This is a genomic window from Paenibacillus jilunlii, from assembly GCF_900102965.1.
In the GTDB taxonomy this organism is placed as follows: domain Bacteria; phylum Bacillota; class Bacilli; order Paenibacillales; family Paenibacillaceae; genus Paenibacillus_AQ; species Paenibacillus_AQ jilunlii.
Window position 1 is genome coordinate 162033 of sequence record NZ_FNGM01000013.1, and the last position, 25384, is coordinate 187416.

Sequence of the window (25384 nt, forward strand, 5' to 3'; positions counted from 1 at the left end):
AGCGCCGAAGGGCGGCTTGCCCGGAAACAACGGCAGAAATACCGTTGTTAGAGCGCCGAAGAGCGGCTTGCCCTTGTAAGGGGGTGAATCGGTCCAATTAGTTATCCTTTTTCCACTTGCGCTTGCTGCCACTTAAAATCTAAAACGGCTAACTGTCCAGTGAAGGACGGCGATAGCTGCGTTGCTACCGTTGCGTGACTTTAACGGACGGTCTGTAGCAGGTGAGCCTTTAACCTGCCGTTTCCTCACGGAAAGATCTCCATTGCACAGAAATGATACCAGAAAGCATAGGGTCAACCGTTTTTGGTTCAATAATTTTGCAGAGCGAATCCCTTCTACAGGAAGGAGAAAATATTCCGCAGCAGCCCGCGTTTCCTTGGCGGAGTCTTGAGCTTCATAGCGGCAGCGGGATGCAGTTCATCATACGGAGAGAGGGAGGGGCCGCCAGACTTTTGGATAGTTTCCAGGGATACGGCTAACTGCTTGATCATTTGGCGCAGGTCCTCAAGCTCTGCCCGCTGCTGGAGCAGCTGCACTGAGACTACCTCGTCAGCTTTGTGATCCAGTGAACGCTCGATATAATCGATCCGGGACAGCATGTCGCCCATAGGCCAGTCCTGTGTGTGGCGGAGCGGGTTCTCCTGTTGGGATACAGGCGGCTGGATGTCTGCTGCGGAACCCAAACTCATATACTCTAACACTTCCCCGTGACTGATGCGCTCTTTAATCGATTTTAACAGGCTGATCTCCTGCTCTGAGAATATATAATGTCCAAACCGGTCCTTTGGAAAATAATCAGGGAACATGGCAGCCCAGCGTTTGATGGTTGTCTGGCTGACAGACAGCAGCTCTGCGGCATCCTTCGTTTTCAGCATTTCCATATCGATTCCTCCAGTTCAGGTAGTCTTGAAACGGATACAGGCCTTGAAATGACGGTATCTGTTTCCTCTTGCTATGAACAATTCGTTGTTCATTAGCGGCTCCCTGCACGGGTGACAAAGGAAGTGCTGATTCGATAAACAAAGTGGTATTACGAGCAATTATTTAGGGGGTATTCGCCTGAAACAGACTGTTTCTGTATGAGGTGAGCGGAGCCAGCCAGACCGTGCCAGTTCCCCGGTACACATTGACCAGACCCTCGCCGGAAGCGGCAGAGCCGAGCCGGGTTTTGCCCGATTTCTCGATGGTAAAGTCCAGCGTGTTCGACCACATCAACGCAAAATTGCCATCGACTTTCAGCACATCATTCTGCAGCTCAATGACGACGGCTTCCTCGGAAGGAATCGGTGCTTCCAGGGCCAGGATTCCTTTGCCTTTGGCGCTCAGGTTGAACAGCCCTTCTCCGCCCAGTGCGGCCGAGGAAAGGGTCTTGCGTGCGGTGACGGCGAGCTGGAGTGAAGATTCACAGGCCAGGAACAGGCCGTCATCAATGACGATATGATCGTTGTCGACATCAATCAGCCACAGGTATTTATAGGTGGTTTCCAGCAGAATTGTACCGGTGCCCTTATAGAGTGGTTTAATGGCACTGGTCCCGGTTGCGGCACTGGAGACAATATTTCTCATCAGACCGCCGACCCCTTTTACCCCTGAGATCATTTCAATATTGCCGACCATATACTGCATTGCCCCGGCGCTCAGCGTAACCTCACTGTTATTCAGCTCAATCATGAGCTGCTTGTTGCGCATATTGCTTTTGCTCATGAAGAAGTTGGACTGTGCTTCCGCCAAGGTGGTGCTGCTCAAATCTTCTTTGTATTCGATAACCGTAAATCCGCCAAGCTGTTCCTTGATCACAACATTGCTGTTATCTTTCAGATTATTGATAGTGTAGGCCATATTGATCTTCTCCTCTGCTGGCAGTGATGTCGTAAGCAGTTCTGCTTCGAAGTTTAGGTATTCGACACATAAGTTCTATCTCCTTGCCTTTGTTTTAATAAAAAAGATAACGTACCAGGAGAGCGACCAGCAACTGGCGATAGGGATGATGGACAGCTGTTAGCGTACCCTAGAACCCCCTCACACTGGAGGGAGTTCTTTGTTTATGCTTTTTGAAGGTACGGCTGAAATAGTAGATATCGTTGAACCCGGTGGCTGCAGCGATTTCGGAAACGGTAAGCTGAGTATGGCGCAGCATATAGTCGGCCCGGTCAAGCCGGACGGCATTGACGTATTCGGAGACGGTATGTCCCGTCAGTTCCTTGAAAAGCCGGCTGAAATGGAAGCGGCTCAGTCCTGCCAAAGCTGCCAGACCTTCTACGAAAATCGGCTCCTGGTAATGGGTGTCAATATGGAGCAGCACAGGTGCGAAGCGTTCAATGGTCTGGATGCGCCGGGTCTGCTCGGCCTGCGACAACTCGGTTACGCCATGTCTGCGCAGCAGCAGCGCAAGCAGCCTGTACAGCTCAGCCTTGACCGCCAGCTCATAGCCGAGTTCACGGCGTTCAAGCTCACGGATAATGGTTAGAGCACAGTCGGAAATATGCTGGTCTCCGGAGACATGGTTGCTGAACAAGAGCCGGTTCTGCTGGATCGGTGCGATGAACTTGGTCTCGGCAGAATCACTGGCGGCGCTGTGCAGCAGTGAAGTGTCCGCAATAATGGCGTAATAGAGCAAATCGTTCGAGGCGCTGATGCCGTAATGCAGCTCGTTGCTGTTCACCGCGATAAGATCGCCGGCCCGGACTTGGAACGGTGTCCGTCCGCATTCGAACACAGCCTCGCCGCTCTCAATGAACAGAAATTCCAGATGCTCATGCCAGTGATGGGGGAACGTCACAACCCCCGCCCTGTCGAAGCGCTGGGTATGGACTTTGATCGGAAACCCGGGGTCCGGCATGTCCATAGGCTCCCGAAGATGTTTATCATAATTCAGCATTTCTGGATATCCTCCTTCCACAGCACAATTGTACAAATAAGACCGCAAGGCTCTGCATGGTGTTCATGATTGAAATCATTATAATACGAATCAGAAGTGATGCAAATCAAGGAGAGAAGGTTATGGATATGATCAGGATTGGCGTAATAGGAACGGGCTCCATTTCAGGCATGCATCTGAATGCCTACCGGAACAATCCGCAGACGGTTGTATATGCGGTGTGCGACCTGAACGAAGGGCGCGCAAGGGCCGCAGCGGCTGAGTATGGCGCTGAGAAGGTGTATACCGATTACCGCGGGCTGCTGGCTGATTCCAGCGTCGATGCGGTCAGTATTTGCACCTGGAACAATTCCCACGCCGAGATTAGCATTGCGGCGCTGAAGGCCGGCAAGCATGTGCTGGTGGAGAAGCCGCTCTGCCGCACGCTGGAGGAAGCTGTTCAGGTCCAGCAGGCAGTGGAGGAGAGCGGCAAGATTTTGCAAGTGGGCTTTGTGCGCCGCTATGATGCCAACGTCCAGCTGCTTCAGAAGCTGGTGGGGGCAGGGGAGTTCGGCGAAATTTATTATGCGAAGGCGACAACCTTGCGGCGCCTGGGCAATCCCGGCGGCTGGTTCTCTGATATCGAACGCTCCGGCGGCGGGCCGCTGATCGACATCGGGGTCCATGTGATCGATTTATGCTGGTATTTGATGGGCCGCCCGAAGCCGGTCTCCGTAAGCGCCAACACCTACCGGAAGCTGGGCAACCGGGCTAATGTAGAGAATCTTTCTTTCTATAAGGCTGCCGACTACGATGCGGCGAACAACACGGTGGAGGATCTGGCGAATGCACTGATCCGGTTCGAGAACGGCGCTTCGCTGCTGGTGGATGTCAGCTTTACGCTGCATGCCAAGGAAGACGGGCGGTCAGTGAGCCTCTACGGTGAGAAAGGCGGCTTTGAGATTGATCCTGAGACGGTCATCGTCAGTGAGCGGGCGAATACCATCGTTAATATCTATCCGCAGACCGATCATAAAGGATTTGAGTTCAACAGTGCGTTCCAGTATGAGATAGACCATTTCACCCAGTGCGTGCAGAGCGGCTCGCAGCCGCTAAGTCCTGTGCAGGACGGGGTAGCAATCATGCGGATTCTTAGCGGGATCTACGAATCGGCAGCCAAAGGTGAAGAGGTGAAATTATGAAGCTGGGAATCAGTACCTACAGTCTGCACACGGCTTTTGCAGCCGGAGAGCTGACACTGAAGGGCGTCATTGAGACGATTGCCGATCTGGGAGCAGAACATGCGGAGATTGTGCCCCTGGGCTTCAATCTGATCGACAATCCGGAGCTGGTGAATGTCATCCTCCAGACCGCAGCAGACCGTGGCCTCGAATTGTCCAACTATGCGATCGGAGCGAATTTTGCCGGGCTGGAGGCAGCAGAGCGGCGGCGGGAACTGGAGCGGGTCAAACGGGAAGTGGATGTATGTGCGGCGCTTGGCATTCAGCGGATGCGGCATGATGTGGCTTCATCACCCGATCTGTCGATTGTCCACTTTTTGGAGGAGCTGCCGCAGCTGGCTGAAGCCTGCCGTGAAATTGCGGATTATGCATCCGGCTTTGGCATTATAACGAGTGTGGAGAATCATGGATATTTCATTCAGCACAGCGACCGTGTGCAGGCGCTGGTACATGCCGTGGGCCGGGACAATTTCCGCACGACACTGGACGTTGGCAATTTTCTGTGTGCCGATGAGAATCCGCTAACCGCTGTGGCCAGCAACCTGAAGCTGGCTTCCATGGTTCATCTCAAGGATTTCTATATCCGCCCGCAGAACCGGCATCCGGGAGAAGGATGGTTCCAGTCCTCCGGCGGGAATTGGCTCAGGGGTGCGATTGTGGGCCAGGGCGACATTGATATGCCGCGTGTACTCCAACTGGTGAAAGAAAGCGGGTATGACGGCTATATCTCCATTGAATTCGAAGGGATGGAAGACTGCCGCAAGGGAACAAGGCTGGGTCTGGAATACGTCAAGCGGACATGGAACGAAATCTAATCAACTACAGGGGAGGATTACTGCTATGGCTAGACCTGTGATCACAAATAAAATTGGTGTCATCGTAGACAGCTTTCAGGTTGGTGTAAAGGAGGGCTTGCGCAAGGCGAAGGAAGCAGGAGCAGATGGCGTACAGATATATGCGGTGCAGGGTGAATTCGATCCGGCCAATCTCCCGCCGGCTGCCCGCCGTGAATGGAAGGATTATATTGCTTCGCTGGGGCTTGAAATCTCTGCCCTTGTTGGCGACCTGGGGGGCCACGGCTTCCAGGACCCTGCGCAGAACCGGGCCAAAATCGACAAGTCCAAACGCATTATGGAGCTGGCCAAAGAGCTGGGCACGGATATCGTGACCACCCATATTGGTATTGTTCCCCCGAACCGGGACAGCCAAATCTATGAAACCATGCATATTGCCTGCGAAGAGCTTAGCCGGTATGCGCATGAGATGAATGCTTACTTCGCGATTGAGACCGGGCCGGAAACCGCCGCCCATTTGAAAATGTTCTTGGATGGGCTGGGCTCAAAAGGGGTTTCCGTCAATTTTGACCCGGCCAATATGGTCATGGTGACCGGAGATGATCCGGTACAGGGCGTTCATGCCCTGAAAGACTACATTGTGCATACCCATGCCAAGGATGGCGTCAAGCTGGCAGAGATCGATCCGCGTAATGTATACGGCCAATACGGCTATGAAGCACCCGCGCTGGACCATGAAAAGATCGCGGAAATGGCAGAGACCGGCCAGGCATTCCGCGAGGTGCCGCTGGGAACAGGAAGTGTCGATTGGAACGGTTATCTTCAGGCGCTGAACGATATCGGCTATAAAGGGTACTTGACGATTGAACGTGAAGTCGGCAGCAACCCGGAGGCGGACATCCGGTTAGCCGTTGAGTTCCTGAAAGGGTTCCGGGCATAGTGCTCAAAACTTAGATTCCAAACGGCTAAGCTGTCCGATGAAGGGCGGCTTAGCCGTTTTGTTCAGTCATACCCAAAATATACACAGGAACAAGGTCAATTCCATTTTACAGATAATTATTATATTATTGTTATGCACCAACGGGGAGGGAGGACAGGCCATGAACAAAGAAGAACAGGTCAAAATGGATTTCAGGGACTTATTTAACAAGATGGCTTGGCTGAATAAGACGAAGATGGAAGACAGTCTTAAGGGTTATAAGCCTTCTGAAGTACATTGCATCGAATCCATTGGAAAAAATGTAGACTCGAACGTGACAAAACTTGCGGAGTCCTTGTATATGACTAGAGGTGCCATAAGTAAAATAACTAAGAAGCTCACAGAAAAAGGCTTGATCGAAAGCTACCAGAAGCCGGATAACAAGAAAGAAATCTATTATAGGCTTACTGAGCAGGGGGAAGTTGTTAACAAAATCCATGAGGAACTGCATAAAGAGTTTCAAGAGCGGGATAAAGCCGTATTTGAGCATTTAACCGAGGAGCAATTAGACAGTATGCTTAACTTCATGGAAAAGTATAGCAGGCATTTGGATGAAGAAATAAAGAAACAGGGTCTCGATATTAAGCCGGAATAACCAAACTGAAAGCCGGTCCTGAACGGAAAGTGAATTTGCTCAGCCCCGGAATTCTTCCAAAACCTTGGATTTGTCTCCATAAATCTTCTCCAGGTGATCCTCTCCCCAATAGCATAAATGGTCTAGCGCAGGCTTTAATCCCCAGCCGTAGTGCGTTAACTCATACTCCACTTTAGGAGGGATCTCATTATAAACCTTTCGCGCAACGATCCCATCCTTCTCCAGGCCTCTAAGCTGAGTGGTCAGCATTTTTTGAGTAACGCCGGGCACTAACCGGCGAAGCTCAGATGTTCGTTTCCGTCCTGTCATCAAATGGTAGATAATTAAAGGCTTCCATTTGCCTCCCATTACTTCTAAAGCCGCTTCCACTCCAACTTGATACTTCTTTTGAACGTTATTTTTCTTCTGTTCAGTCATCTCTTAATCCTCCATTAAAAGGCTAAGTTTGCTTAGAACAACCCATCATTTTAATCCGTTACTCAGGTCAGCTTCTGGGGAATGTACCTAGGGTACTTCCATGTTCCTATGGCACCTGTATCATCCTATAGAACTTAAAAGTGCGTACTTCCAGATCAATTTCCTACTGTTTATAATAGCATCAGCCATTGATCATGGCTAGAAATTAGCTGCTCAAGAAAGGGGATGAAAATACAAGCATGAAAGTATTAAGTGTTGTTTCACACCCGAGAAAAGATTCCTTGACTTTTGGGGTGGCCGGTCGCTTCGTACAAGGTCTCGCCGAGGCTGGACACGACTATGAGATATTGGATTTGCACGGGATTGGTTTTGACCCTGTGCTGCAAGGAGCAGATGAACCTGATTTGTCAGCCCCGGAACAGTCCTTTTCCCCTGAAGTGGAAATGGAAATCCGGCGGATGCAGGAGCATGATGCTTTGGCATTTATTTTTCCGCTTTGGTGGTGGCATTTGCCGGCTATGCTAAAGGGGTATATTGACCGTGTATGGAACAATGGGTTTGCGTACGGTTCGAACCACCTTCATCATCAGCATGTCTTGTGGATTGCTTTGGCTGGAGTTTCGAAGGATCAGATGAAAAAGCGTAACTATGACGAAATGATTACTCATCTGCTGAATGTGGGAATTGCTGATTATTGCGGTGTTTCCAATTCCAAGGTTGAATTCTTATATGAGACCCTGGATTCAAATCCCCGTCATTACGAAATGCTGCTGGACCAAGCTTATCGCTTAGGTTTGAATTACGCCAAGGACCATTAAGCTTTGCTTTACAATTTACTGGAAGTGGATTTGCCCATTTATAGTTAGAATAATGATAGTGAAACCCAGGCAGCCGGTCTCCATTGAGAGCAGGCTGCATTTTTATTGCCGCTTTTTTGTTGACAAGGAAACAAAGTTATAATACGATGATTTTGTTTCCGGGGAAATAAAACGATGATTTTTGAAGGGAGAATTTAAGTGTTCAAATTTAGATCACATAATGAACAGAACGCAGAACAAACCATAGATAAACACGCTTTAATATTCGGTCTGATCTCTGTGTTTCTGTGCGGAATAGGCTTCAGTATCATAACACCTGTCGTCCCATTCTTAGTGCAGCCTTATACAAGCAATCCGGGAGAACAAGCTATAATGGTTACGCTGCTGACTTCTGTTTATGCACTCTGCGTGTTTTTTGCGGCCCCTGTACTTGGAGCTTTGAGTGACAGATATGGCCGTCGTCCATTGCTCTTGGTATGCCTTTTGGGTTCCGCCATCGGGTACTTGGTTTTTGGCATAGGAGGAGCTCTATGGGTACTATTTGCCGGGCGCATAATTGAAGGTATAACAGGCGGGAGCATAAGCACTATCTTTGCATATTTTGCAGACATCATTCCTCCGGAACAGAGAACCAAATACTTTGGATGGGTGAGTGCGGTTGTAGGTGTAGGCACCATCATTGGCCCCACTCTAGGCGGATTACTCGCCAAGTTTGGTTATGCTGTACCTATGTATTTTGGAGCAATAATAACGTTATTGAATGTTGTTTATGGATTCTTTTTTATGCGTGAGAGCCTTGACAAGAACCATAGACTGAAAGAGATTACCTTTGTAAGGCTGAATCCATTTACACAGCTTGCAAACCTGCTCTCCATGAAAAACTTAAACAGGCTGCTTGTCTCTGCATTTTTACTTTGGATACCTAACGGATCTTTACAGGCCGTTTTTTCACAGTTTACAATGGATACCTTCAACTGGAAGCCTGCACTAATCGGGCTTATGTTTTCAATCATGGGCTTCCAAGACATCATTTCACAGGGTTTCATCATGCCAAAGCTTTTGAAAAAACTTGATGATAAACAGATAGCGATTCTTGGAATGTTTGCGGAGATTATAGGCTACAGTCTTATTGCCCTATCTGCTTTGTTCTCATTCTATCCTCTTCTTATCGCTGGAATGTTTATATTTGGTTTTGGTGATTCGATCTTTGGGCCTTCATTTAATGGGATGCTCTCCAAGTCTGTCGATTCTAGTGAACAAGGAAGGATTCAAGGAGGCAGCCAATCTATTCAAGCTTTAGCAAGAATGATCGGGCCTATCATTGGGGGTCAAATCTATGTATCGCTTGGGTCTGCCGCACCCGCTTTTATGGGGATGATCCTTATAACAGCGGCAATACCCGTTCTATATAAAAGAACGTATGTAAATAAGTAAATACTTACTTTAGATTGAATGACAATGCATACATGCAATATTATCCAAGCCTGGTTGAGCGTTCAGCTGGGCTTTTTTATAACGTATCTCTTTTTTTGACATAATACAACCTATAATATATTATACTCTGAGAGGTCTATGTATTATAACGGAGGGGGAAATCCCCTGAATGGGAGTGTAGGAATGAAGTTGAATAATTTGAGTCAAAAACCGCTGTACTTTCAGCTTAAACAGATATTGAAAGAAGACGTAGAACGTGGGGTATATAAGGCGGGACAGCAGCTACCGCCGGAAGCGGAATTATGCGAGATGTACGGTGTAAGCCGGATTACTGCCAGAAGAGCTATTACGGATTTGGTAGAAGAAGGGATTCTGCATCGGCAGCAGGGCAAAGGAACATATGTTAAAGAGGCGAAGGTTATGCGTGAGCTGATATCGGTGGGAGGGTTCTCGGAGCTTACCACCGCATCTGGGAAAACACCAAGCTCGCAGATTTTATTCAATAAGGTTATTCAGGCAGACGAGAAGCTGGCCAAAACCTTTAATATAGCACTTCATGATCCTATACTTAATGTTCACCGGCTGCTCTTCATTGATAATGAGCCTTTTATTATCGAGACCTCCTATTACCCCCTTAATTTACTCCCGGATCTAGAGAAGCATATTGGAGAGAGTGCATCTACCTACAGTATTCTTAAGAAGCGATACAATGTGGAATTGTGCCGGTCCGAAAAAACACTTGAGGTGGTAGCTGCTTCAGAGTACGATGCGGACCTGTTCCGGTGTGACCGGGGAACCTCGCTGTTTGCCATTGAAAAAGCAAGCTATGATAAGACGGATCGGCTGATTCATTTATCCAATTCTCTATACATGACCAACAAAGTGATTTTTACGATAGATACCAAAAAAAGCGGAACTTTCTAATCGTTCATCACTGTCGGAGGAAAGGGAATGAATTACTCTTAGAAACACGTATTATGTAAATTTACATTACATAATACGTGTTTTTTGTTTTCTTTTTTTATTATATTACAGATCCATGTTATGAAATGTAACTTATGAAAACGCTATCTTTAAAATATAAGATTGACTTAATACTTGTGATGATGGTATATAATATAATATTACAATATATAATAAGTTGCTCATCTTCCTGAACACTGAATGCTATTTCAAGAAGGAGGGGGAAAATGCGGGTTGCGGGTGTTGGCTTCAATTGTATGGACATTTACGACAATTTGCAGAGGTATTATCCGACCGGAAACAGCGTTGACTTCATTATTCACATGAGCCGGTTCGGGATTCAGAGTTCCATGATAAGTGCCGTGGGTACGGACAAGCATGGGGAACTGATGATAGAGGTCCTGCGCAGAGAGAATGTGGATGTCTCCCATCTTCATGTGGAGGAAGGAGATACTGCGATTTTCAAAATGGACCTCAATGGAAATGACAGAGTGCACAAGGAAAAGCTTGCGGGGGTTATGGAGAATTTTGCGCTTACGGATGATGATATCGCCTTTGTACTAGAACATGGGATGATTCACACCAATTTGTCCGGAAATATTATTGAATGGCTCCCCCGGTTCCGCGCCAGCGGCGTGCTTGTAGTATTCGATTTCACTACCAAAGTTAACTCTATTCCGGAGCCCATTCTACCGAATGTGGATTATGCCTTCTTCTCCTACGATCAGGACGATATTTGGATTCTGGAATATATGAAATGGGCGCAGGCTCTGGGACCCCGGATTGTGGTAGTCACCCTGGGGGAGAAAGGAAGCATTGCGTATGACGGGCAGTCTTTTTTCCGGGAGGGCATTCTTAAGGTTCCTGTAGTGAACACGGTGGGGGCGGGTGATTCCTTCTGTGCGGGCTTTATGTACGGGGTTATCCAGGGCAGGACCATACCGGATTCATTGCGTATAGGAGCTGAAACAGCTGCTGCTGTCGTTGCCAAATTCGAGCCTTATTGAGAAAAATAACTAATGAAAGGCGGTGCTTAGGATGATTATTGATGTGCATACCCATCCTATTTTTTACAAAGATATTTGTGAGGACTCTGAGCAGCTGAAGTTCCGCAAGGAGCAGTTCGGCATTTACAAGCAGTCACCCTATTCCATTGAATCGGTCAAGATTGAGATGGACTATATGAATGTTGATAAATCGGTACTGCTGCCCGAGGACCTGACTACACAAAGCGGCGGTTGTATCGTGACTAACGAAGAGATTGCCAAGCTTGTGAGTCTGGAACCCGACCGGTTCATAGGTTTCGCGAGTGTGGACCCTTACCGCAAGGACGCAGTGGATGTGCTCGACTATGCTTTTAAAGAGCTGGGGCTGAAAGGACTTAAGCTTCATCCATCGAAGCAGAGATTCTATCCTTACGACAAGCTGCTAAAGCCCATCTATGAGAAATGTCTTGAGTACGATAAACCTATTATGTTCCATGCCGGAATGACCTGGCAGCCTGATGCTCCAGCCAAGTACTCCCACCCGCTTCATTTTGAGGAGGTTGCCATGGCCTACCCCGGGCTGCGGATGTGTCTGGCACACTTCGGGTGGCCGTGGATTCATGAGACTGTAATGCTGCTGTTGAAATACCCCAATGTCTATACAGATACTTCACTGCTGCACATGGATAACGCAAAGGATTTCTATGAGCAGGTATTTACACGGAATATGGGTCCGCTATGGATTGAACGAAACCTGAAGTATCAGGTAATGTTCGGTACCAACAGTCCAAGGTTCAGGGCCAAACGCCTGCTGCCTGCTCTGAAGGGGCTGAACTTCCGCCCATCCACACTGGAGAATATTTTGAGCGGCAACGCAGAACGATTTATCGGGGGGAGTGAGCAGAAATGGTAAATACGAAATGTATTGTGCTCCAGACAAGATCAGAATTCCAGATGATTAAAATTACAGAGGATATCAGGCAATTTGTCGCCGGCTCGGGTATCAAAAATGGTTTGGCTGCTGTTATTACAGCCCATACTACTACCGGCATTATGGTCAATGAAGGTCTTGAATGTGTGGAAACAGACATTGAGGAGACCCTGGAAAGGCTGATTCCCAAGGATGCGCCCTATGCACATGCCCATTTTCTTCCCAGCTATGGGGCAACCGGCAGCAACTCTCCTTCCCATCTAAAATCAATGCTGTCCGGCAACAGCTGCCTATTCGTAGTCCAGGATGGAGTCATGGTTACCGGGGATGCACAAGATGTTTATTTTGTTGAGTTCGATGGCCCCAAGAGCAGAAAAGTCTACATTCAGGTTATGGGCGAGTAAATCTTGGAGTTTTCGCAGGAATACTTTCTGATTGGCTGGGATGCGCTTACATGACAATGCAGCGTCCGGGTATGGACCGTCTGGCATTTCTGCGTTGATTACAGTACACACAATTCTAGTGAAGTGAGGGATTTGAGATGAAAAAAGCGGTAGACAACAAGGCAGCAATCACATTGTTAATGGTTCTGGTATGTATACTTGCTCTGGCAGGCTGCGGCAATAATACAGCGTCCAACACGGGGAACGCGACAAATGCAGCCCCGGCAGCATCCTCTGAACCTACGGCTTCTTCCACGGCTCCGGCCACATCAGATACCCTTACTCTCCCTGAGGCTGTAAAGGAAAGAGGAAAGCTGGTTGTGGGTGTTAAGGTAGACTACCCGCCGCTTGGGTATCTGGATGAAAGCGGTAAAAATGCCGGATATGAAATTGGCGTTGTGCGTAAAATGGCTGAATATGCCTTCGGTGATCCTAATGCCGTAGAATTTATCCCGGTCAATGCCACTAACCGCATTCCTTACCTCACTTCCAAGAAAATAGACTTTATTGCGGCTACGCTGGGAGTAACTGAAGAGCGGAAGAAGCAGCTTGATTTCACAACCACATTCTTTGACGGCGGCGCCGTTACAGTTGTCCCCCAGGACAGTAAGATAACCGCTATCGCTGATCTCGCCGGTAAGAAGGTTATTGTAATTAAAGGGTCCACAGGCTCCACCTACCTTGAGGAAAATGTGCCGACTGCGGAGCAGATGAAGATTGAGAGCAACGCGGATGCCTTCCGGGCGCTGAAGGATGGACGGGCCGATGCCATGTTCCATGATGCCGTGCTGATGTCTGAGTTCATTAAGACTTCACCGGAATATAAAATCGTGGGTGAACAGGTGGCCTTTGCCCCCATGGCGATGGGTGCACGCAAGAATGAACCGGAAATGCTGAATTTCCTTAATGGCTCCCTCGAACAGATGAGACAGGAGGATTACTTCAAGGTATTGATTGAAGAGTATTTGCCAAAAGCAGGCGATCTCGATCCAATGGAAATGATCCCGCGTCCATAAAGGGAATTTAGGAGGCCATACGATGGAAACGAACAAACCCAAATTGACGATCCGCAATCTGCACAAACGGTTCGGGGAGCTTCAGATTCTCCGGGGGGTCAATTTTGAAGTATTTTCCCAGGAAGTCATAGTTATTATAGGTCCCAGCGGATCAGGAAAAAGCACGCTGCTCCGCTGCATCAACGGTTTGGAGGGAATTAACGACGGGCAGATCTTTATCGATGAGGCTGCGATTGAGTATACCCCAGCTTCCCTTCAAAAGGTCCGCCAACGGATCGGGATGGTTTTTCAGAGTTACAATCTCTTCCCTCATCTTACCGTCATGGAGAATCTGCTGCTTGCTCCATTAAAGGTGCAGAAGAAAACCAAAAGCGAAGTGCTGCCCCGCGCCGAGGAACTGCTGAAGCAGGTAGGCATGTCTGATAAAGCGGACAGCTATCCCTCGCAATTATCGGGAGGACAGCAGCAGCGCGTAGCGATTGCCCGCTCTCTGGTGATGAATCCGGAAGTTATCCTCTTTGACGAGGTTACTTCTGCACTGGACCCTGAACGGGTCCGGGATGTGCTGGATGTCATGAAGGCGTTGGCGCATACCGGAACTACTATGATCATCGTTACGCATGAGATGGGCTTTGGCCGCGATGTGGGTGACCGGATTATCTTTATGGATCAGGGTGTGATCGTGGAACAGGGTCCTCCTGAGCAAATATTCGGCAATCCCCAGGAAGAGCGGACCCGGCAATTTCTGCGCAATGTGATGTAAAAGAGAGGGTGAGTAGGTTGAGCTTTGACTTCGGCTATATCATTAAAACGCTGCCCTTGCTTATGGTAGGCCTTAAAATGACGGTGTTTATCAGCGTGCTGGGTATCCTGTTCTCACTCCTGATTGGCCTCAGCGGGGCTGTAGCCAGAACACTCAAGATGCCGGTAGTATCCCAAATTGTAGCTGTTTATGTAGATATTATCCGGAACACCCCTCTTCTGGTGCACATATTCTTTGTTTATTTTGGTCTACCTATGATAGGAATTAAGCTGGATGCAGTAACCGTGGGGATTGTGACTCTTTCTCTGTGGGGCGGAGCCTTTGCGGTCGAAAACTTTCGTGGAGGTACAGATGCTGTGTCGAAATCCTTAATTGAATCCGGTGAATCCCTCGGACTCAGCAGATGGCAGGTGGTACGGCATATCATTGTCCCTCTGGGGTTTCGGATCAGCTTTCCGGCCTTCTCCAATACAGCGGTTTCCGTGATCAAAAATTCGGCCTATATGACAGGGATTGGTGTCGTCGAACTGACCTTTGTTGCGGTGGACCGTATGGCCTATGATTTTAAAACCTATGAAATGCTGCTTGCGATTGCAGTCATTTATTTAGCGCTGATCTGGGGAGCCTCCTATCTGTTCAGCAGGATCGAGAGAAGACTGGATTTCAACAAAAAGACGGTGAAGGGGGGAAAGGGCCGTGGAGGTTTTGTTGAAAAACTCGCACTTTCTTTTAGAAGGGGTAATTAACACGCTGCTTCTAAGCATTAGCTGCCTGTGTATCGCGCTGATTGCCGGAATCGGTGTGGGTGTGCTCCAAATGGCAAAGAACAGGCTCATCTCGTCGATTGCCAGAGGCTACGCGGAACTCTTTCGGGGACTGCCTATCGTCATTACCTTATTCATAGTCTTCTTTATGCTCCCTGAGCTAGGCATTTATGTGAACAGTTATATTTCAGCGATGATCGCACTTAGTGTCTGGAGCAGCTCTAACATATCCGTAGCTGTGCGCGGAGCGATTCAGTCAATCCCTCCTACGCAATTCGAAGCAGCCCATTCACTTGGTCTGAGCTCTATGCAGACGATGCGGTATGTGATCCTGCCGCAGGCATTCCGCCGGATGCTCCCGTCGATTATCGGGCTTTTATCCAATCTGGTGCAGTCCACTACCCTGTCGGTTTTGATAGGGAATCTGGATTTTCTCAAGTCTGCCCAGCTCGTGATTGAACGGGTGGAGATCATGCAGGGAGGTTCCATCGCTTTTCAGATCTATGTGCTGGTGCTGTTGGTTTATTTTGTTATCTGTTACCCCTTGTCCATTTGGGCGAAACGTTTGGAGCGTTCGTACCGCTAACGGCTAAACACTAGGCAATTGAAACCTTAACCTGCTGCAGCCGGAGGGGCTTATGAAGATTAGCTACCGGAAATATTCCCTGCATGTCTATAATTATTTTTTCTACATTGCTTACGCTTCTTATCTGCCTTTCATCAGCTACTGGTTTGCTGAGGATGGATTATCGACACAGCAGATTGGACTTATTTTCTCTATTGGTCCTTTGGTTGGATTTTTGGTACAGCCGCTCTGGGGCATGCTCATTGATTATTACGGCATGGCTAAATGGCTGCTGCTCATCAGTACAGGAATTACACCTTGGGTAGTTATAGCCTACCGGTTTGCAGGGCATCACTTCTGGCTGTATATCGTGATATCTGTTGTGCTGGCAGTCTTCTCATCCGCTACTTTACCGGTGATTGATGCCGTTACTGTGCGCCATGCCAAACATAACTCGCTTAGCTATGGAGCCATTCGGGTGGTGGGATCGATCAGCTTCGGTCTGGCTGTGACCGTATTCGGCCAGATGTATGAACATTTCGGAGTGTCCACTGTGTTTGCGGCCTACATCCTCACCATGACCTTAGTCTGTCTGTTTACCTTCTCAATCCCGGGAGACAGAAAGAGTCGTCCGAAACCGGAGATGACGGGAAAAAGGGCGCCGCGAAGCGGGATGACTGCCGGAATGATCACCTTATTAAAGGAACCGAAATTTGTATGGTTTCTCATTCCTGTATTTTTGGCAGCGATCGGGCCGCAAATGAATAATGCCTTTTACTCCGTATATATCAGCCATTTTGGGGGAGAGGCTTCGGCGAAAATCGGTCTGCTCTATACTGCTGCATCTTTGACAGAGATTCCGGTCTTTTTATTCTCAGGTTATCTCATCAGGAAATTCGGTTATGTCAAAATACTGACTGTTGTTTCACTGGCGGGTGCGCTCAGATGGTATGTGCTTTCGCTGGAGCCGTCATTTGAAATTCTTGTGGCCAACCAGATGCTGTCCGGACTTACCTATGCCCTGTTTTTGTCGGCAGGTGTGAACTATGCCTATGACAACAGTTCGGATAAGGCAAAGACAACAGCGCATTCCCTGTTCGTTGTAGTCTATACGAATGTTGCAGGAATTGTAGCCAGCAATGTAGGCGGATGGGTCGTTGAACGTGGAGGCTATTCTCTTTTGTTCCAGGGGGCTGCTGTTATGAGTCTGCTTGGAGCAGCGGGCTTTGCCTCGCTCGGAAGAGTGAAGAGACGTGAGGGGAGACTGAAGGTATGATCGACATTACCGACCGGATTTTTTTGGCTCATCAGGGTGGTAAAATATGCACCCAGCCTAATCTGCCAATCCTCAACCATGATGATCTAGCCCGTGTATACACTCCCGGGGTAGCACAGGTGTGCACCGCGATTCATGAAGACCCGGAACAGGTCTATGCACTGACGGTCAAGCGGAATATGGTTGCCGTCGTGACGGATGGAACCGCTGTGCTGGGACTTGGCAATATCGGCCCCTATGCTGCCGCTCCGGTCATGGAAGGGAAGGCAGTGCTGTTCAAACAGCTGGCTGGTATCAATGCCTTTCCGATCTGCCTGGATACCACGGATACCGAGGAAATTATACGTACGGTAAAAGCTATTGCGCCTATCTTCGGCGGCATTAATCTGGAGGATATCAGCTCGCCGCGATGCTTTGAGATTGAGCGCCGTCTGGAGGAGGAGCTGGATATTCCAGTCTTCCATGATGATCAGCATGGAACAGCTATTGTTGTCTTGGCAGGTTTGATCAATGCGTTGAAGGTTACCGGCAAACAAATAGATCATGTCCGTATTGTTGTTAATGGCATTGGAGCGGCAGGGGTATCCATTTGCAGAATGCTGCTTGCAGCGGGTGCCCGGCATCTGGTTCCTGTCGATCAGGAGGGTGCGCTCATAAGAGGCGGAAATTATGCTCATCCCAAGTGGCAATGGCTTGCCGGGCAGTCCGGGGTCGAGGATCAGCCCGGTACGCTGCAGGAGGTGATTGCCGGAGCGGATGTTTTTATCGGCGTCTCCCGCGGCGGCATTCTGCGGTCGCAGGATGTGCAGCGCATGGCCCGCTTGCCTATCGTGTTCGCTATGGCAAATCCCGAACCGGAGATATCGCCTGAGCTTGCTCTGCCATACGCCCGCGTATATGCTACCGGACGAAGTGATTATCCCAATCAGATCAACAACGTGCTGGCTTTTCCGGGAATCTTCAAGGGGGCACTGGAATGCAGGGCGCAGCGTATCAACGACCAGATGAAGCTGGCAGCCGCCCACGCTATCGCTGCGGTGGTTAAGGATAGCGAACTGAGCGCAACGTATATTATTCCCAGCCTGTTCAACGAGCAGGTCGTTATTAAGGTAAGGCAAGCTGTAATTGAAGCAGCGATATCAAGCGGTATAGCAAACATCATCCCGCCAGGCTTTGAAATATAAGGGATAAAAGGGGGCTCTCCGCTTTGTTAAATGATCTTGTCAGGGTGGAGCATGATTTTCTCGGTGAAATGGAAGTTCCCGCCGGGGCTTATTATGGAATTCAAACGCTGAGGGCAATCGAGAATTTTCCGATCACAGGCTACTCTATTCATGAACGCTTAATCACCTCCATGGCCATGGTCAAGAAGGCTGCAGCCCTTGCCAATATGGATATCCACCACCTACCCTCACGGATAGGACATGTAATCGTACAGGCTGCGGATGAGGTGATCGCAGGGGTATGGAGTGAGCAGTTTAAGGTAGATCCCATACAGGGCGGGGCGGGCACATCGATTAACATGAATGCTAATGAGGTGATTGCGAACCGTGCGATTGAACTGCTTGGGGGATTAAAAGGCGATTACACCATCGTTAGCCCTAATTCACATGTGAATATGTCGCAGTCCACCAATGACAGCTTTCCCACGGCTACCCATATTGCCGTCCTCTATTTGATGGATGAGCTGCTGGAGACTATGACAGGCCTGCACGGTGCCTTTGTCCGAAAGGCTGAAGAGTTTGATGACATTATCAAGATGGGCCGGACCCATCTTCAGGATGCGGTTCCCATCCGGCTCGGACAGGAGTTTGCCGCCTATGCCAGAATGCTGGAAAGGGATTTGGTACGGATCAGGCAGACCAAATTTCATTTGTATGAAATCAACATGGGGGCTACTGCTGTGGGTACCGGATTAAACGCTGACCCCCGCTATATAGGCAAGGTTGTACAATTACTGGCTGATATAAGCGGTTATCCGTTAGAGAACGCAGCACATCTGCCCGATGCCACCCAGAATACGGATGCCTATACGGAGGTCTCTGCTGCGCTCAAGATCGCTATGATCAATATGTCCAAAGTAGCCAACGATCTGCGTCTCATGGCTTCGGGGCCACGGGCCGGTCTGGGAGAAATTAAGCTTCCTGCCCGGCAGCCGGGCTCTTCCATCATGCCGGGCAAGGTGAATCCTGTAATGTGTGAGGTTGTGAATCAGGTGGCCTTTCAAGTTATTGGCAATGATCATACGATTTGTATGGCCTCGGAAGCAGGACAGCTTGAATTGAATGTAATGGAGCCTGTGCTTGTATTTAACTTGCTCCAGTCTTTAAGCATTATGAATCGTACGTTAGGGGCTTTTCAGCATCATTGCATCGATGGAATTACGGCGGATAAAGAGAGATGCGAAGGCTATGTCAAGCAGAGTGTAGGGGTGATTACTGCCCTGAATCCTTATTTAGGTTATGAAGAGGCGGCAAGGATTGCTCATGAAGCGATTCAGACAGGAGACTCTGTCCGTTCGCTTTGCCTGCGGTATAACTTGCTGAAAGAGGAAGAGCTGGACCGTATCCTCAACCCCTACCGCATGACAGAGCCCGGCATCGCAGGTTCGGTGAATTAGAATAACCTGCAAAGACAGGTTGACTTCACACAATCTAGATGTTATATATTATAATATAACAACATATAACAAAATATAGTGATGGAGGTAATCATGCAATGAGTACTGTAGACAGATTAACTAAAGCGCATTCCCAAGTGGAAAAGATTCTGGAGGCTTTTAAGCAGAGAACCATTAATAACGTCTTTTATGTGGCCTGCGGCGGATCGTCAGCCTTAATGTATCCAAGCAAATATTTTATTGACCGTGAATCCAGTAATATTACAGCAGAAATCTATAGCTCCAATGAGTTCATATACCGCAATCCTAAGTCACTTGGAGCGGACTCTCTGGTCATCCTTTGCTCTCATAAAGGAAAGACGCCTGAGACCACGGAAGCTGCACATTTTGCTAAATCCAAGGGAGCTCTTGTAGTCTCACTGATGTATGTAGATACCGCTCCGCTAGCTGATGAATCGGATTTCATTGTTAATTACAGTTGGGCGCCTCCGGGGGAGCTTGATCCACTTCCCGAGATCATGAACTATTCCATTTTGTACCGTCTTTCCATGGGGCTTTTATATGTGCAGGAGGGAAATGACCTGTACTTGAAGCTTCTAAGCAGTTTAGAGAACATGGATACGGTGCTGGAGAAAGCCAAGGTACAGTATCTTGCTCCAGCCAAGGCGTTCGCCGCCGAGTATAAAGATGAAAAAATAATGTATACCATGGCTAGCGGATCAAACTACGGGATTGCCTATTCCTTTGCAATTTGCATCCTGATGGAAATGCAGTGGATTCACTCACACGCCATTCATGCCGGGGAATTCTTTCATGGTCCGTTTGAAATCCTGGACAAAAATGTTCCTTTCATATTATTGATGGGCCTTGATGAAACACGTCCGATGGAAGAGCGGGCATTGAAGTTCCTGAAGGAACACGGGGAAAAGATGCTGGTGATCGATGCTGAGCAATTTGATTTGGCCGGCATAGAGGAAGAAGTGAAGGGCTATATCGCCCCACTGGTGATGAACCTTGTATTGCGTGTATATGCGGTTGAGCTTGCTAAGGCTACCGGGCATCCACTGGAAGAAAGACGTTATATGTTCAAGGTTCCTTATTAAGTTTGGTAAATAACAAACTTCTTTTATAAACATAAGATTCCGTAAAAGAACTCCTCCTTTCCGCAAAGAAACCCAGGTCATTTATGATCTGGGTTTCTCTATAATTTTATTAACAGCCTAATGACTTCTCGAAATCAATTCATTCATCCAGGCGCTCAGCCTCTTCCCCAAAAATCATGAGAATAACTCTACAAATATATGCCTGTAATCTCGTCCGCGCTTACCGGCTTACTATAGTAGAAGCCCTGGGCATTGTAGCACTGAATTTCCTTGAGCAGCTCCACCTGTTCTTCCGTCTCCACACCTTCGGCGACGATGGTCAGCCCAAGCTGCTTGGCCATCGAGATAATCATCTCGGCAATAGCCCGGCTGTCGGTGTCTGTAGTGATCTTGCGGACAAAGGACCGGTCAATCTTCAGGCAGCCGATAGGAAGGCTCTGCAAATAGCTGAGTGAGCTGTAGCCTGTCCCAAAGTCGTCCATCGATACGGAAATTCCGGCCCTCCGGAGATCATTCAGGATGCTGATCACATGTTCTTCATTGTGCATCATCGCACTCTCTGTAATCTCCAGCTCCAGCAGCTGGGTATCGAAATCCAGCTCATGGATTGTACTCATAATCGATTGGAAAATATCCGGTTTCATCAGATGAATCTGCGAGACATTCACGGCCACGGGAACGACCTGACGGCCCTCACGCTCCCAGGTTTTTACCTGGGTGCAGGCCGTGCGGAGCACCCACTGCTCCAGCGGAATAATGAATCCCGATTTCTCCGCCAGCGGAATGAACTCCAGGGGAGGAATCATGCCCAGAACCGGATGCTGCCAGCGCACCAGCGCTTCAAGACCAACGATTTCACCGCTGCGGATATCGATTTTGGGCTGGTAGAACAGCCTGATCTGGTCATTGTCCAGCGACTGCTCCAGATCATTCTCCAGAATAATCCGCTCCAGACTGGTCTGGTCGCGTTCCGCATCGTAGAACTGGTACTGGGAGCTGCCGTTCTCCTTGGCGCTGTACATTGCGGTATCGGCGTGCTTCACCAGAGAGTCGGCATCCAGCCCGTCCTCCGGAAAGCGGGCGATTCCTACTGAAGCAGACAGTTTGACCGAATGGTTGCCCACCTCAAAGGGATGGGCGAATTCTTCCACGATGCCGGCAGCGAGGGACTCCGTCTCTGCCCGTGAGCGCAAATGGGGCACCAGCACTGTAAATTCGTCCCCGCCCATCCGCGCGATGCTGCAGGAGGAAGGGAGACAGCGCTTCAGCTTGCTGGCCGCCTGCTGGAGGACCTTGTCACCGAAAGAATGGCCAAATAAATCATTGATCCGCTTGAAGCGGTCAAGGTCAATGAAGAACAGTGTGAACGGGTAGGCGGGAACGCCGTTATGCTCCGTATGCTCCAGCAGCAGATTATGAAAGGAGCGGCGGTTCGCAACCCCGGTCAGTTCATCCTGATAGGCTAGATGACGAATGGTTTCCTGGTCCTTTTTATTCTTGGTAATGTCTTTAATGATGCTGTAGATGCCTACCGGCACAGCTTCAACCACAATCGGCAGCGAGGTGAGCCAGAAGGTCAGCATAGCGCCAGCGGGATTTCTCAGCTCCAGCTCGATGGTGCTGGATTTGCCGCGGAGAACATGCCGGTAATGATGCTGGGCCAGTGCATGGTATTCCCCCTCAAAAAGATCCGAGAAATGCCTTCCGACCAGCTCCTGACCGAGCTGCCGGGCGAGCAGTTCGGCCTGGCGGTTCAGCCCGGTGACGATCCCCTGGGCATCGAATGCCAGCACACTGTCCGGGTTGTACTCAAACAGCGACATATAGTGCTGCTCTGTCTCTATGATTCTGCGGTTCTGGCGCTCCTGCCGGGTGTCTCTGTAGGCATCCGGAATGATGTACAGGCCGCTGCTGATAAACAGCGACAAGATGTAGGGAATCAGCTGCAGGTAACTTCCCGGAGCGGGGCTCCCGACCGGAAGCACCGAGAAGGCACAGAGCAGCGGAATTAACAGCAGGCCTGCTGCACAGAGCACAATGCCGGGAACCGTAGCCTTGGAATGAAGATGATACTCGCGGTTGCGGTTGGAGATCACCAGGACACGAAGGATGGCCAGACACAGGCTGAGCGCGGAAGCTGCCGTCATAAGGACGAGTACGGGCTTCCAGACCACATAGTCACGGAACAGAAAGATGATATTCAGGTAATCGAACACCAGAATGATGCCGGCAATGCCCAGACTGATACTGAAGTGGCGGCTTGTATGGCTGCGAGGCATACTGGAATACCAGATACCGAAGTAGGTGGCAGCCCAGCAGCCGGCCATGGTGAACAGGAGATGCAGGATGTAATATTTCGGAGCCAGGGGCAGGTTAATAGATAAAGGGATCAGAATATGGGAAGCGCTGAAGGTGGCGGTCCCCAGCAGTATCATCTTCGTCCGGGTGAAGCAGACCTGCAGGCCTTGGGCATGAGTGCGGAAGGGAACCGTTCCGAAGACAATGAGAGTGCAGGCCGCCAGGCTTGCCAGTAGTGCCAGAGCCAGTTGCAGCCAGTTCATATTCAGGAGTTCTAAGTATAACATCGGTGTACCTCTTTCATTATGTAGATATAATATAAAAGTTAAATTATGTAGGCCTTTTTTCATAGGACATTTATCGTAATTAAACCGCAAAGGGAGCAATTAAACTGCTTTTATGATAGAAATACGAAAAAATAATGACATATGGCCTCCAATTTGCGTTAGCGGTGTTTTGCAGGCCGCTAAGTGTGCATATGCGTACCCAATAAAATCCAGGGTGTCCGAAGTCCGAAAGATGAACGGCCTTAAAAAAATTGTCCAACTTTTGGTTTTTTCTGTATATAATCGAAGTGCAGAGCTGAAAAATTCCGATAAAATAGTTATAGGGAGTTGTCTAAACTTTCCTTATAATAGAAATAACATACTGGCAAGACAAACTGAGAGGAAGTTAGCCATTGTTTGAAACCTTACTTTTAAATTTCCTGTTCTTGTTGTTTCCGGTCTTAATCGTGGTGATTTTCTTTGAGAATAGAGCATACCCGTACAACAACAAGCTTCTGGTCTTTATGTCTGCGGTAACGATGGTTTTATGCATTGCCAAGCCGATTAAGCTGGAAATGGGATTTATTTATGATCTAAGATATATTCCGTTTATTCTCGTGGCTCTGTTTGGCGGATATTGGAGTGCGCTTCCATTGTACGCGATCATGAACATTTACCGGTTCTATCTGGGGGGAGCGGGGACCTTTCCCTCCTTCCTGTTCTCAACAGCGGTGCTGCTGCTGGTGCCATATCTCAGCAAACGCTTCATCAAGCTGTCTTCCAAACGCCGCATTCTGTGGGCAGTGTTCATCGCTGCGTTAACCATGGGCATGTACCTGATTATTCTGGGACTGATGACGGACAAATTGGATCAGCAATTCTGGAGACTTACGGTCTATGCCTTGTTGACGCATGGTGCCGTGATGAGCATTATTATGATTCTCATCGAGCAGATCATTACCAATATTAAAAACCGTGACCGGATTCTGCAGTCTGAACGCCTCAATGTGGTCAGTGAGCTGGCAGCCAGCGTGTCGCATGAAATCAGGAATCCGCTTACGGTAACCAGCGGTTTCCTGCAGCTGCTGAATAAATCGATTACGATTACACCGGAGGAAAAGGGGTATGTCGAGTTATCCTTGCTGGAACTGAACCGTGCGGAGAAGATCGTCAGCGACTACCTCTCTTTTGCCAAGCCGCAATCCGATAATATGGTGTGTTCCAATATGAAAGCGGAAGCCGAGTATACCAAGAACATCATCATGCCTTACGCAACCATTCATAAAGTGGATGTTCAATTCAATTTCAACAACACCCTGAACAAATGCTATGACAAAAACCAGATCCAGCAATGCCTGATTAATCTCTACAAAAACGGGATCGAAGCGATGAAGGAAAAGGACGGGGGCACGCTCACCATTGATATTTCGGAGAAAAAGCAAAACATCGTCATCAGTATTCAGGATACCGGTATCGGTATGACCAAGGAAGAAATCTCACGCCTTGGCAAGCCGTATTATTCCACCAAGGAAGAAGGGACAGGTCTCGGTATGCTGATGGCGTACAGCGCTATCAATAAGGTCAAGGGGATTATAGAAGTGGAAAGTGAAAAGGGGAAAGGTACAACCTTCCTGATCACCATCCCTACCTGAGCGTTCTGTGGCAGACACCTGTCCAATAATGGTAAAGTATTTCTTAAGCAGAGAATTTTGCAGGAATTCAACCGGGAGGCATAAGCAATGAGAGAAGAACTTATCGCACAATTAAATAAGTGGCATGAGGAGGACAAATATCAGGAAATCGTAGACCGGATCAAAGAAACGCCGACGATATTGATTGATGATGAGCTGGCCACCCATTTGGGGAGAGCACTGAACAATCTCGGGCGGTACAAGTCGGCACTGAAGTGGTTCATGAAGACAGCGGATAAGGGTAAAAAGGACCCGCTGTGGCATTTCCGTGTGGGATACGCCCATTATTATCTGGATGAGCTGCAGGATGCGATCCGGGAATTTGAGATTGCGCATAAGCTGGACCCCGAAGATGAAGATACCATTCAATTTCTGGAATGGAGCCGCAAGGAGGCTGCTGAAGCCCCGGCAGATAAGGACTCTGACGGGGAAGAGGAAGAGGAATAGCAGCGGTTTATCCTTAATGAATAAGGAGAACGAGGTTTTAAACTATACTGTTCGGAGTCCGGGCAGCAGTTTAGAGCCTTTTTACTTTTCCTGGATCAGATCAGTATTTCCTAAGCA

The 25384-nt window shown here is 48.7% G+C and carries 25 protein-coding genes; 20 read left to right on the top strand and 5 right to left on the bottom strand.

Annotation, left to right across the window (positions count from 1 at the left end):
* Window positions 1-335: 335 nt before the first annotated feature.
* The 3 genes from BLQ82_RS21260 to BLQ82_RS21270 form a co-directional block, all read right to left on the bottom strand.
* Window positions 336-881 carry a MerR family transcriptional regulator gene (locus BLQ82_RS21260; RefSeq protein ID WP_062525911.1) on the bottom strand — a complete coding sequence of 182 codons (546 nt, stop codon included), beginning with the start codon at window positions 879-881 and terminating at the stop codon, window positions 336-338.
* 163 nt (window positions 882-1044) lie between these two features.
* A complete protein-coding gene (locus tag BLQ82_RS21265; protein ID WP_062525910.1) occupies window positions 1045-1839 on the bottom strand; it encodes an AIM24 family protein in 795 nt (264 codons plus the stop codon).
* 169 nt (window positions 1840-2008) lie between these two features.
* On the bottom strand, window positions 2009-2878 hold the full coding sequence (locus BLQ82_RS21270) for an AraC family transcriptional regulator (RefSeq protein WP_062525908.1): 870 nt from the start codon (window positions 2876-2878) through the stop codon (window positions 2009-2011).
* A gap of 122 nt (window positions 2879-3000) precedes the next feature.
* On the opposite strand from BLQ82_RS21270, the gene BLQ82_RS21275 reads away from it, so the two are divergent.
* The 4 genes from BLQ82_RS21275 to BLQ82_RS21290 all read left to right on the top strand — a co-directional run bounded on the left by BLQ82_RS21275 (window position 3001) and on the right by BLQ82_RS21290 (window position 6466).
* The gene (locus BLQ82_RS21275) at window positions 3001-4059 is read left to right on the top strand and encodes a Gfo/Idh/MocA family protein (protein WP_062525906.1); all 1059 of its coding nucleotides are present in this window, start codon (window positions 3001-3003) and stop codon (window positions 4057-4059) included.
* A complete protein-coding gene (locus BLQ82_RS21280; RefSeq protein ID WP_062525904.1) occupies window positions 4056-4913 on the top strand; it encodes a sugar phosphate isomerase/epimerase family protein in 858 nt (285 codons plus the stop codon). Before BLQ82_RS21275 ends, BLQ82_RS21280 begins: the two co-directional genes overlap by 4 nt.
* A gap of 25 nt (window positions 4914-4938) precedes the next feature.
* A complete protein-coding gene (locus tag BLQ82_RS21285; RefSeq protein WP_062525902.1) occupies window positions 4939-5832 on the top strand; it encodes a sugar phosphate isomerase/epimerase family protein in 894 nt (297 codons plus the stop codon).
* A gap of 160 nt (window positions 5833-5992) precedes the next feature.
* Window positions 5993-6466, top strand: a complete 474-nt coding sequence (locus BLQ82_RS21290) for a MarR family winged helix-turn-helix transcriptional regulator (protein WP_062525899.1) — start codon at window positions 5993-5995, stop codon at window positions 6464-6466.
* A gap of 39 nt (window positions 6467-6505) precedes the next feature.
* Here BLQ82_RS21290 and BLQ82_RS21295 read toward each other — a convergent pair whose 3' ends face one another.
* Window positions 6506-6883 (bottom strand): winged helix-turn-helix transcriptional regulator, encoded by a 378-nt coding sequence (locus tag BLQ82_RS21295; RefSeq protein WP_062525896.1) that lies wholly within the window; start codon window positions 6881-6883, stop codon window positions 6506-6508.
* A 239-nt stretch (window positions 6884-7122) separates the two neighbouring features.
* On the opposite strand from BLQ82_RS21295, the gene BLQ82_RS21300 reads away from it, so the two are divergent.
* From BLQ82_RS21300 to BLQ82_RS21365, 14 genes are all read left to right on the top strand, one after another.
* Window positions 7123-7701, top strand: coding sequence for an NAD(P)H oxidoreductase (locus BLQ82_RS21300; protein ID WP_062525894.1), 579 nt, complete (start codon window positions 7123-7125; stop codon window positions 7699-7701).
* A gap of 198 nt (window positions 7702-7899) precedes the next feature.
* Window positions 7900-9135: an MFS transporter gene (locus BLQ82_RS21305; RefSeq protein WP_062525892.1), complete on the top strand. Its 1236-nt coding sequence runs from the start codon at window positions 7900-7902 to the stop codon at window positions 9133-9135.
* Between the two features lie 183 nt (window positions 9136-9318).
* Complete coding sequence (locus BLQ82_RS21310; protein ID WP_062525891.1) at window positions 9319-10059, top strand: GntR family transcriptional regulator; 741 nt, start codon at window positions 9319-9321, stop codon at window positions 10057-10059.
* 266 nt (window positions 10060-10325) lie between these two features.
* Window positions 10326-11105 (top strand): fructoselysine 6-kinase, encoded by a 780-nt coding sequence (frlD, locus tag BLQ82_RS21315; protein WP_074648474.1) that lies wholly within the window; start codon window positions 10326-10328, stop codon window positions 11103-11105.
* Window positions 11106-11136: 31 nt separating this feature from the next.
* Window positions 11137-11997, top strand: coding sequence for an amidohydrolase family protein (locus tag BLQ82_RS21320; RefSeq protein WP_062525887.1), 861 nt, complete (start codon window positions 11137-11139; stop codon window positions 11995-11997).
* Window positions 11991-12419, top strand: a complete 429-nt coding sequence (locus tag BLQ82_RS21325; protein WP_062525885.1) for a secondary thiamine-phosphate synthase enzyme YjbQ — start codon at window positions 11991-11993, stop codon at window positions 12417-12419. Before BLQ82_RS21320 ends, BLQ82_RS21325 begins: the two co-directional genes overlap by 7 nt.
* 137 nt (window positions 12420-12556) lie before the next feature.
* Window positions 12557-13474 (top strand): transporter substrate-binding domain-containing protein, encoded by a 918-nt coding sequence (locus tag BLQ82_RS21330; protein ID WP_062525883.1) that lies wholly within the window; start codon window positions 12557-12559, stop codon window positions 13472-13474.
* A gap of 22 nt (window positions 13475-13496) precedes the next feature.
* Window positions 13497-14237, top strand: coding sequence for an amino acid ABC transporter ATP-binding protein (locus tag BLQ82_RS21335; protein ID WP_062525881.1), 741 nt, complete (start codon window positions 13497-13499; stop codon window positions 14235-14237).
* 17 nt (window positions 14238-14254) lie between these two features.
* The gene (locus BLQ82_RS21340; protein WP_074648476.1) at window positions 14255-14983 is read left to right on the top strand and encodes an amino acid ABC transporter permease; all 729 of its coding nucleotides are present in this window, start codon (window positions 14255-14257) and stop codon (window positions 14981-14983) included.
* Entirely contained in the window at window positions 14934-15587 is a 654-nt protein-coding gene (locus BLQ82_RS21345) for an amino acid ABC transporter permease (protein WP_062525880.1), read from the top strand. The genes BLQ82_RS21340 and BLQ82_RS21345 overlap by 50 nt, the downstream gene beginning before the upstream one ends.
* Before the next feature lie 52 nt (window positions 15588-15639).
* Window positions 15640-16842 (top strand): MFS transporter, encoded by a 1203-nt coding sequence (locus BLQ82_RS21350; protein ID WP_062525878.1) that lies wholly within the window; start codon window positions 15640-15642, stop codon window positions 16840-16842.
* Window positions 16839-18026: an NAD(P)-dependent malic enzyme gene (locus BLQ82_RS21355; protein ID WP_082722767.1), complete on the top strand. Its 1188-nt coding sequence runs from the start codon at window positions 16839-16841 to the stop codon at window positions 18024-18026. The genes BLQ82_RS21350 and BLQ82_RS21355 overlap by 4 nt, the downstream gene beginning before the upstream one ends.
* A gap of 23 nt (window positions 18027-18049) precedes the next feature.
* Window positions 18050-19462: an aspartate ammonia-lyase gene (aspA, locus tag BLQ82_RS21360; RefSeq protein WP_074648478.1), complete on the top strand. Its 1413-nt coding sequence runs from the start codon at window positions 18050-18052 to the stop codon at window positions 19460-19462.
* Between the two features lie 98 nt (window positions 19463-19560).
* Window positions 19561-20565 (top strand): SIS domain-containing protein, encoded by a 1005-nt coding sequence (locus tag BLQ82_RS21365; RefSeq protein WP_062525876.1) that lies wholly within the window; start codon window positions 19561-19563, stop codon window positions 20563-20565.
* A gap of 188 nt (window positions 20566-20753) precedes the next feature.
* Here the strand turns inward: BLQ82_RS21365 and BLQ82_RS21370 are convergent, their stop codons facing one another.
* Window positions 20754-23150 carry a putative bifunctional diguanylate cyclase/phosphodiesterase gene (locus tag BLQ82_RS21370; RefSeq protein ID WP_062525874.1) on the bottom strand — a complete coding sequence of 799 codons (2397 nt, stop codon included), beginning with the start codon at window positions 23148-23150 and terminating at the stop codon, window positions 20754-20756.
* A 392-nt stretch (window positions 23151-23542) separates the two neighbouring features.
* Here BLQ82_RS21370 and BLQ82_RS21380 point away from each other — a divergent pair, with 392 nt between their 5' ends.
* Both BLQ82_RS21380 and BLQ82_RS21385 read left to right on the top strand, forming a co-directional pair.
* Window positions 23543-24781: an ATP-binding protein gene (locus BLQ82_RS21380; RefSeq protein WP_062525870.1), complete on the top strand. Its 1239-nt coding sequence runs from the start codon at window positions 23543-23545 to the stop codon at window positions 24779-24781.
* A gap of 87 nt (window positions 24782-24868) precedes the next feature.
* Window positions 24869-25267, top strand: coding sequence for a tetratricopeptide repeat protein (locus BLQ82_RS21385; RefSeq protein WP_062525868.1), 399 nt, complete (start codon window positions 24869-24871; stop codon window positions 25265-25267).
* Window positions 25268-25384: the final 117 nt, after the last annotated feature.

Bases quoted from the DNA above. Each gene is read 5' to 3' on its own strand.
- BLQ82_RS21295 (WP_062525896.1), bottom strand. From the start codon at position 6,883: ATGACTGAACAGAAGAAAAATAACGTTCAAAAGAAGTATCAAGTTGGA.
- BLQ82_RS21300 (WP_062525894.1), top strand. From the start codon at position 7,123: ATGAAAGTATTAAGTGTTGTTTCACACCCGAGAAAAGATTCCTTGACT.
- BLQ82_RS21370 (WP_062525874.1), bottom strand. From the start codon at position 23,150: ATGTTATACTTAGAACTCCTGAATATGAACTGGCTGCAACTGGCTCTG.
- BLQ82_RS21350 (WP_062525878.1), top strand. From the start codon at position 15,640: ATGAAGATTAGCTACCGGAAATATTCCCTGCATGTCTATAATTATTTT.
- frlD (WP_074648474.1), top strand. From the start codon at position 10,326: ATGCGGGTTGCGGGTGTTGGCTTCAATTGTATGGACATTTACGACAAT.
- BLQ82_RS21260 (WP_062525911.1), bottom strand. From the start codon at position 881: ATGGAAATGCTGAAAACGAAGGATGCCGCAGAGCTGCTGTCTGTCAGC.
- BLQ82_RS21335 (WP_062525881.1), top strand. From the start codon at position 13,497: ATGGAAACGAACAAACCCAAATTGACGATCCGCAATCTGCACAAACGG.
- BLQ82_RS21310 (WP_062525891.1), top strand. From the start codon at position 9,319: ATGAAGTTGAATAATTTGAGTCAAAAACCGCTGTACTTTCAGCTTAAA.
- BLQ82_RS21365 (WP_062525876.1), top strand. From the start codon at position 19,561: ATGAGTACTGTAGACAGATTAACTAAAGCGCATTCCCAAGTGGAAAAG.
- BLQ82_RS21325 (WP_062525885.1), top strand. From the start codon at position 11,991: ATGGTAAATACGAAATGTATTGTGCTCCAGACAAGATCAGAATTCCAG.
- BLQ82_RS21290 (WP_062525899.1), top strand. From the start codon at position 5,993: ATGAACAAAGAAGAACAGGTCAAAATGGATTTCAGGGACTTATTTAAC.
- BLQ82_RS21355 (WP_082722767.1), top strand. From the start codon at position 16,839: ATGATCGACATTACCGACCGGATTTTTTTGGCTCATCAGGGTGGTAAA.
- BLQ82_RS21385 (WP_062525868.1), top strand. From the start codon at position 24,869: ATGAGAGAAGAACTTATCGCACAATTAAATAAGTGGCATGAGGAGGAC.
- BLQ82_RS21285 (WP_062525902.1), top strand. From the start codon at position 4,939: ATGGCTAGACCTGTGATCACAAATAAAATTGGTGTCATCGTAGACAGC.
- BLQ82_RS21280 (WP_062525904.1), top strand. From the start codon at position 4,056: ATGAAGCTGGGAATCAGTACCTACAGTCTGCACACGGCTTTTGCAGCC.
- BLQ82_RS21270 (WP_062525908.1), bottom strand. From the start codon at position 2,878: ATGCTGAATTATGATAAACATCTTCGGGAGCCTATGGACATGCCGGAC.
- BLQ82_RS21275 (WP_062525906.1), top strand. From the start codon at position 3,001: ATGGATATGATCAGGATTGGCGTAATAGGAACGGGCTCCATTTCAGGC.
- BLQ82_RS21330 (WP_062525883.1), top strand. From the start codon at position 12,557: ATGAAAAAAGCGGTAGACAACAAGGCAGCAATCACATTGTTAATGGTT.
- BLQ82_RS21265 (WP_062525910.1), bottom strand. From the start codon at position 1,839: ATGGCCTACACTATCAATAATCTGAAAGATAACAGCAATGTTGTGATC.
- BLQ82_RS21320 (WP_062525887.1), top strand. From the start codon at position 11,137: ATGATTATTGATGTGCATACCCATCCTATTTTTTACAAAGATATTTGT.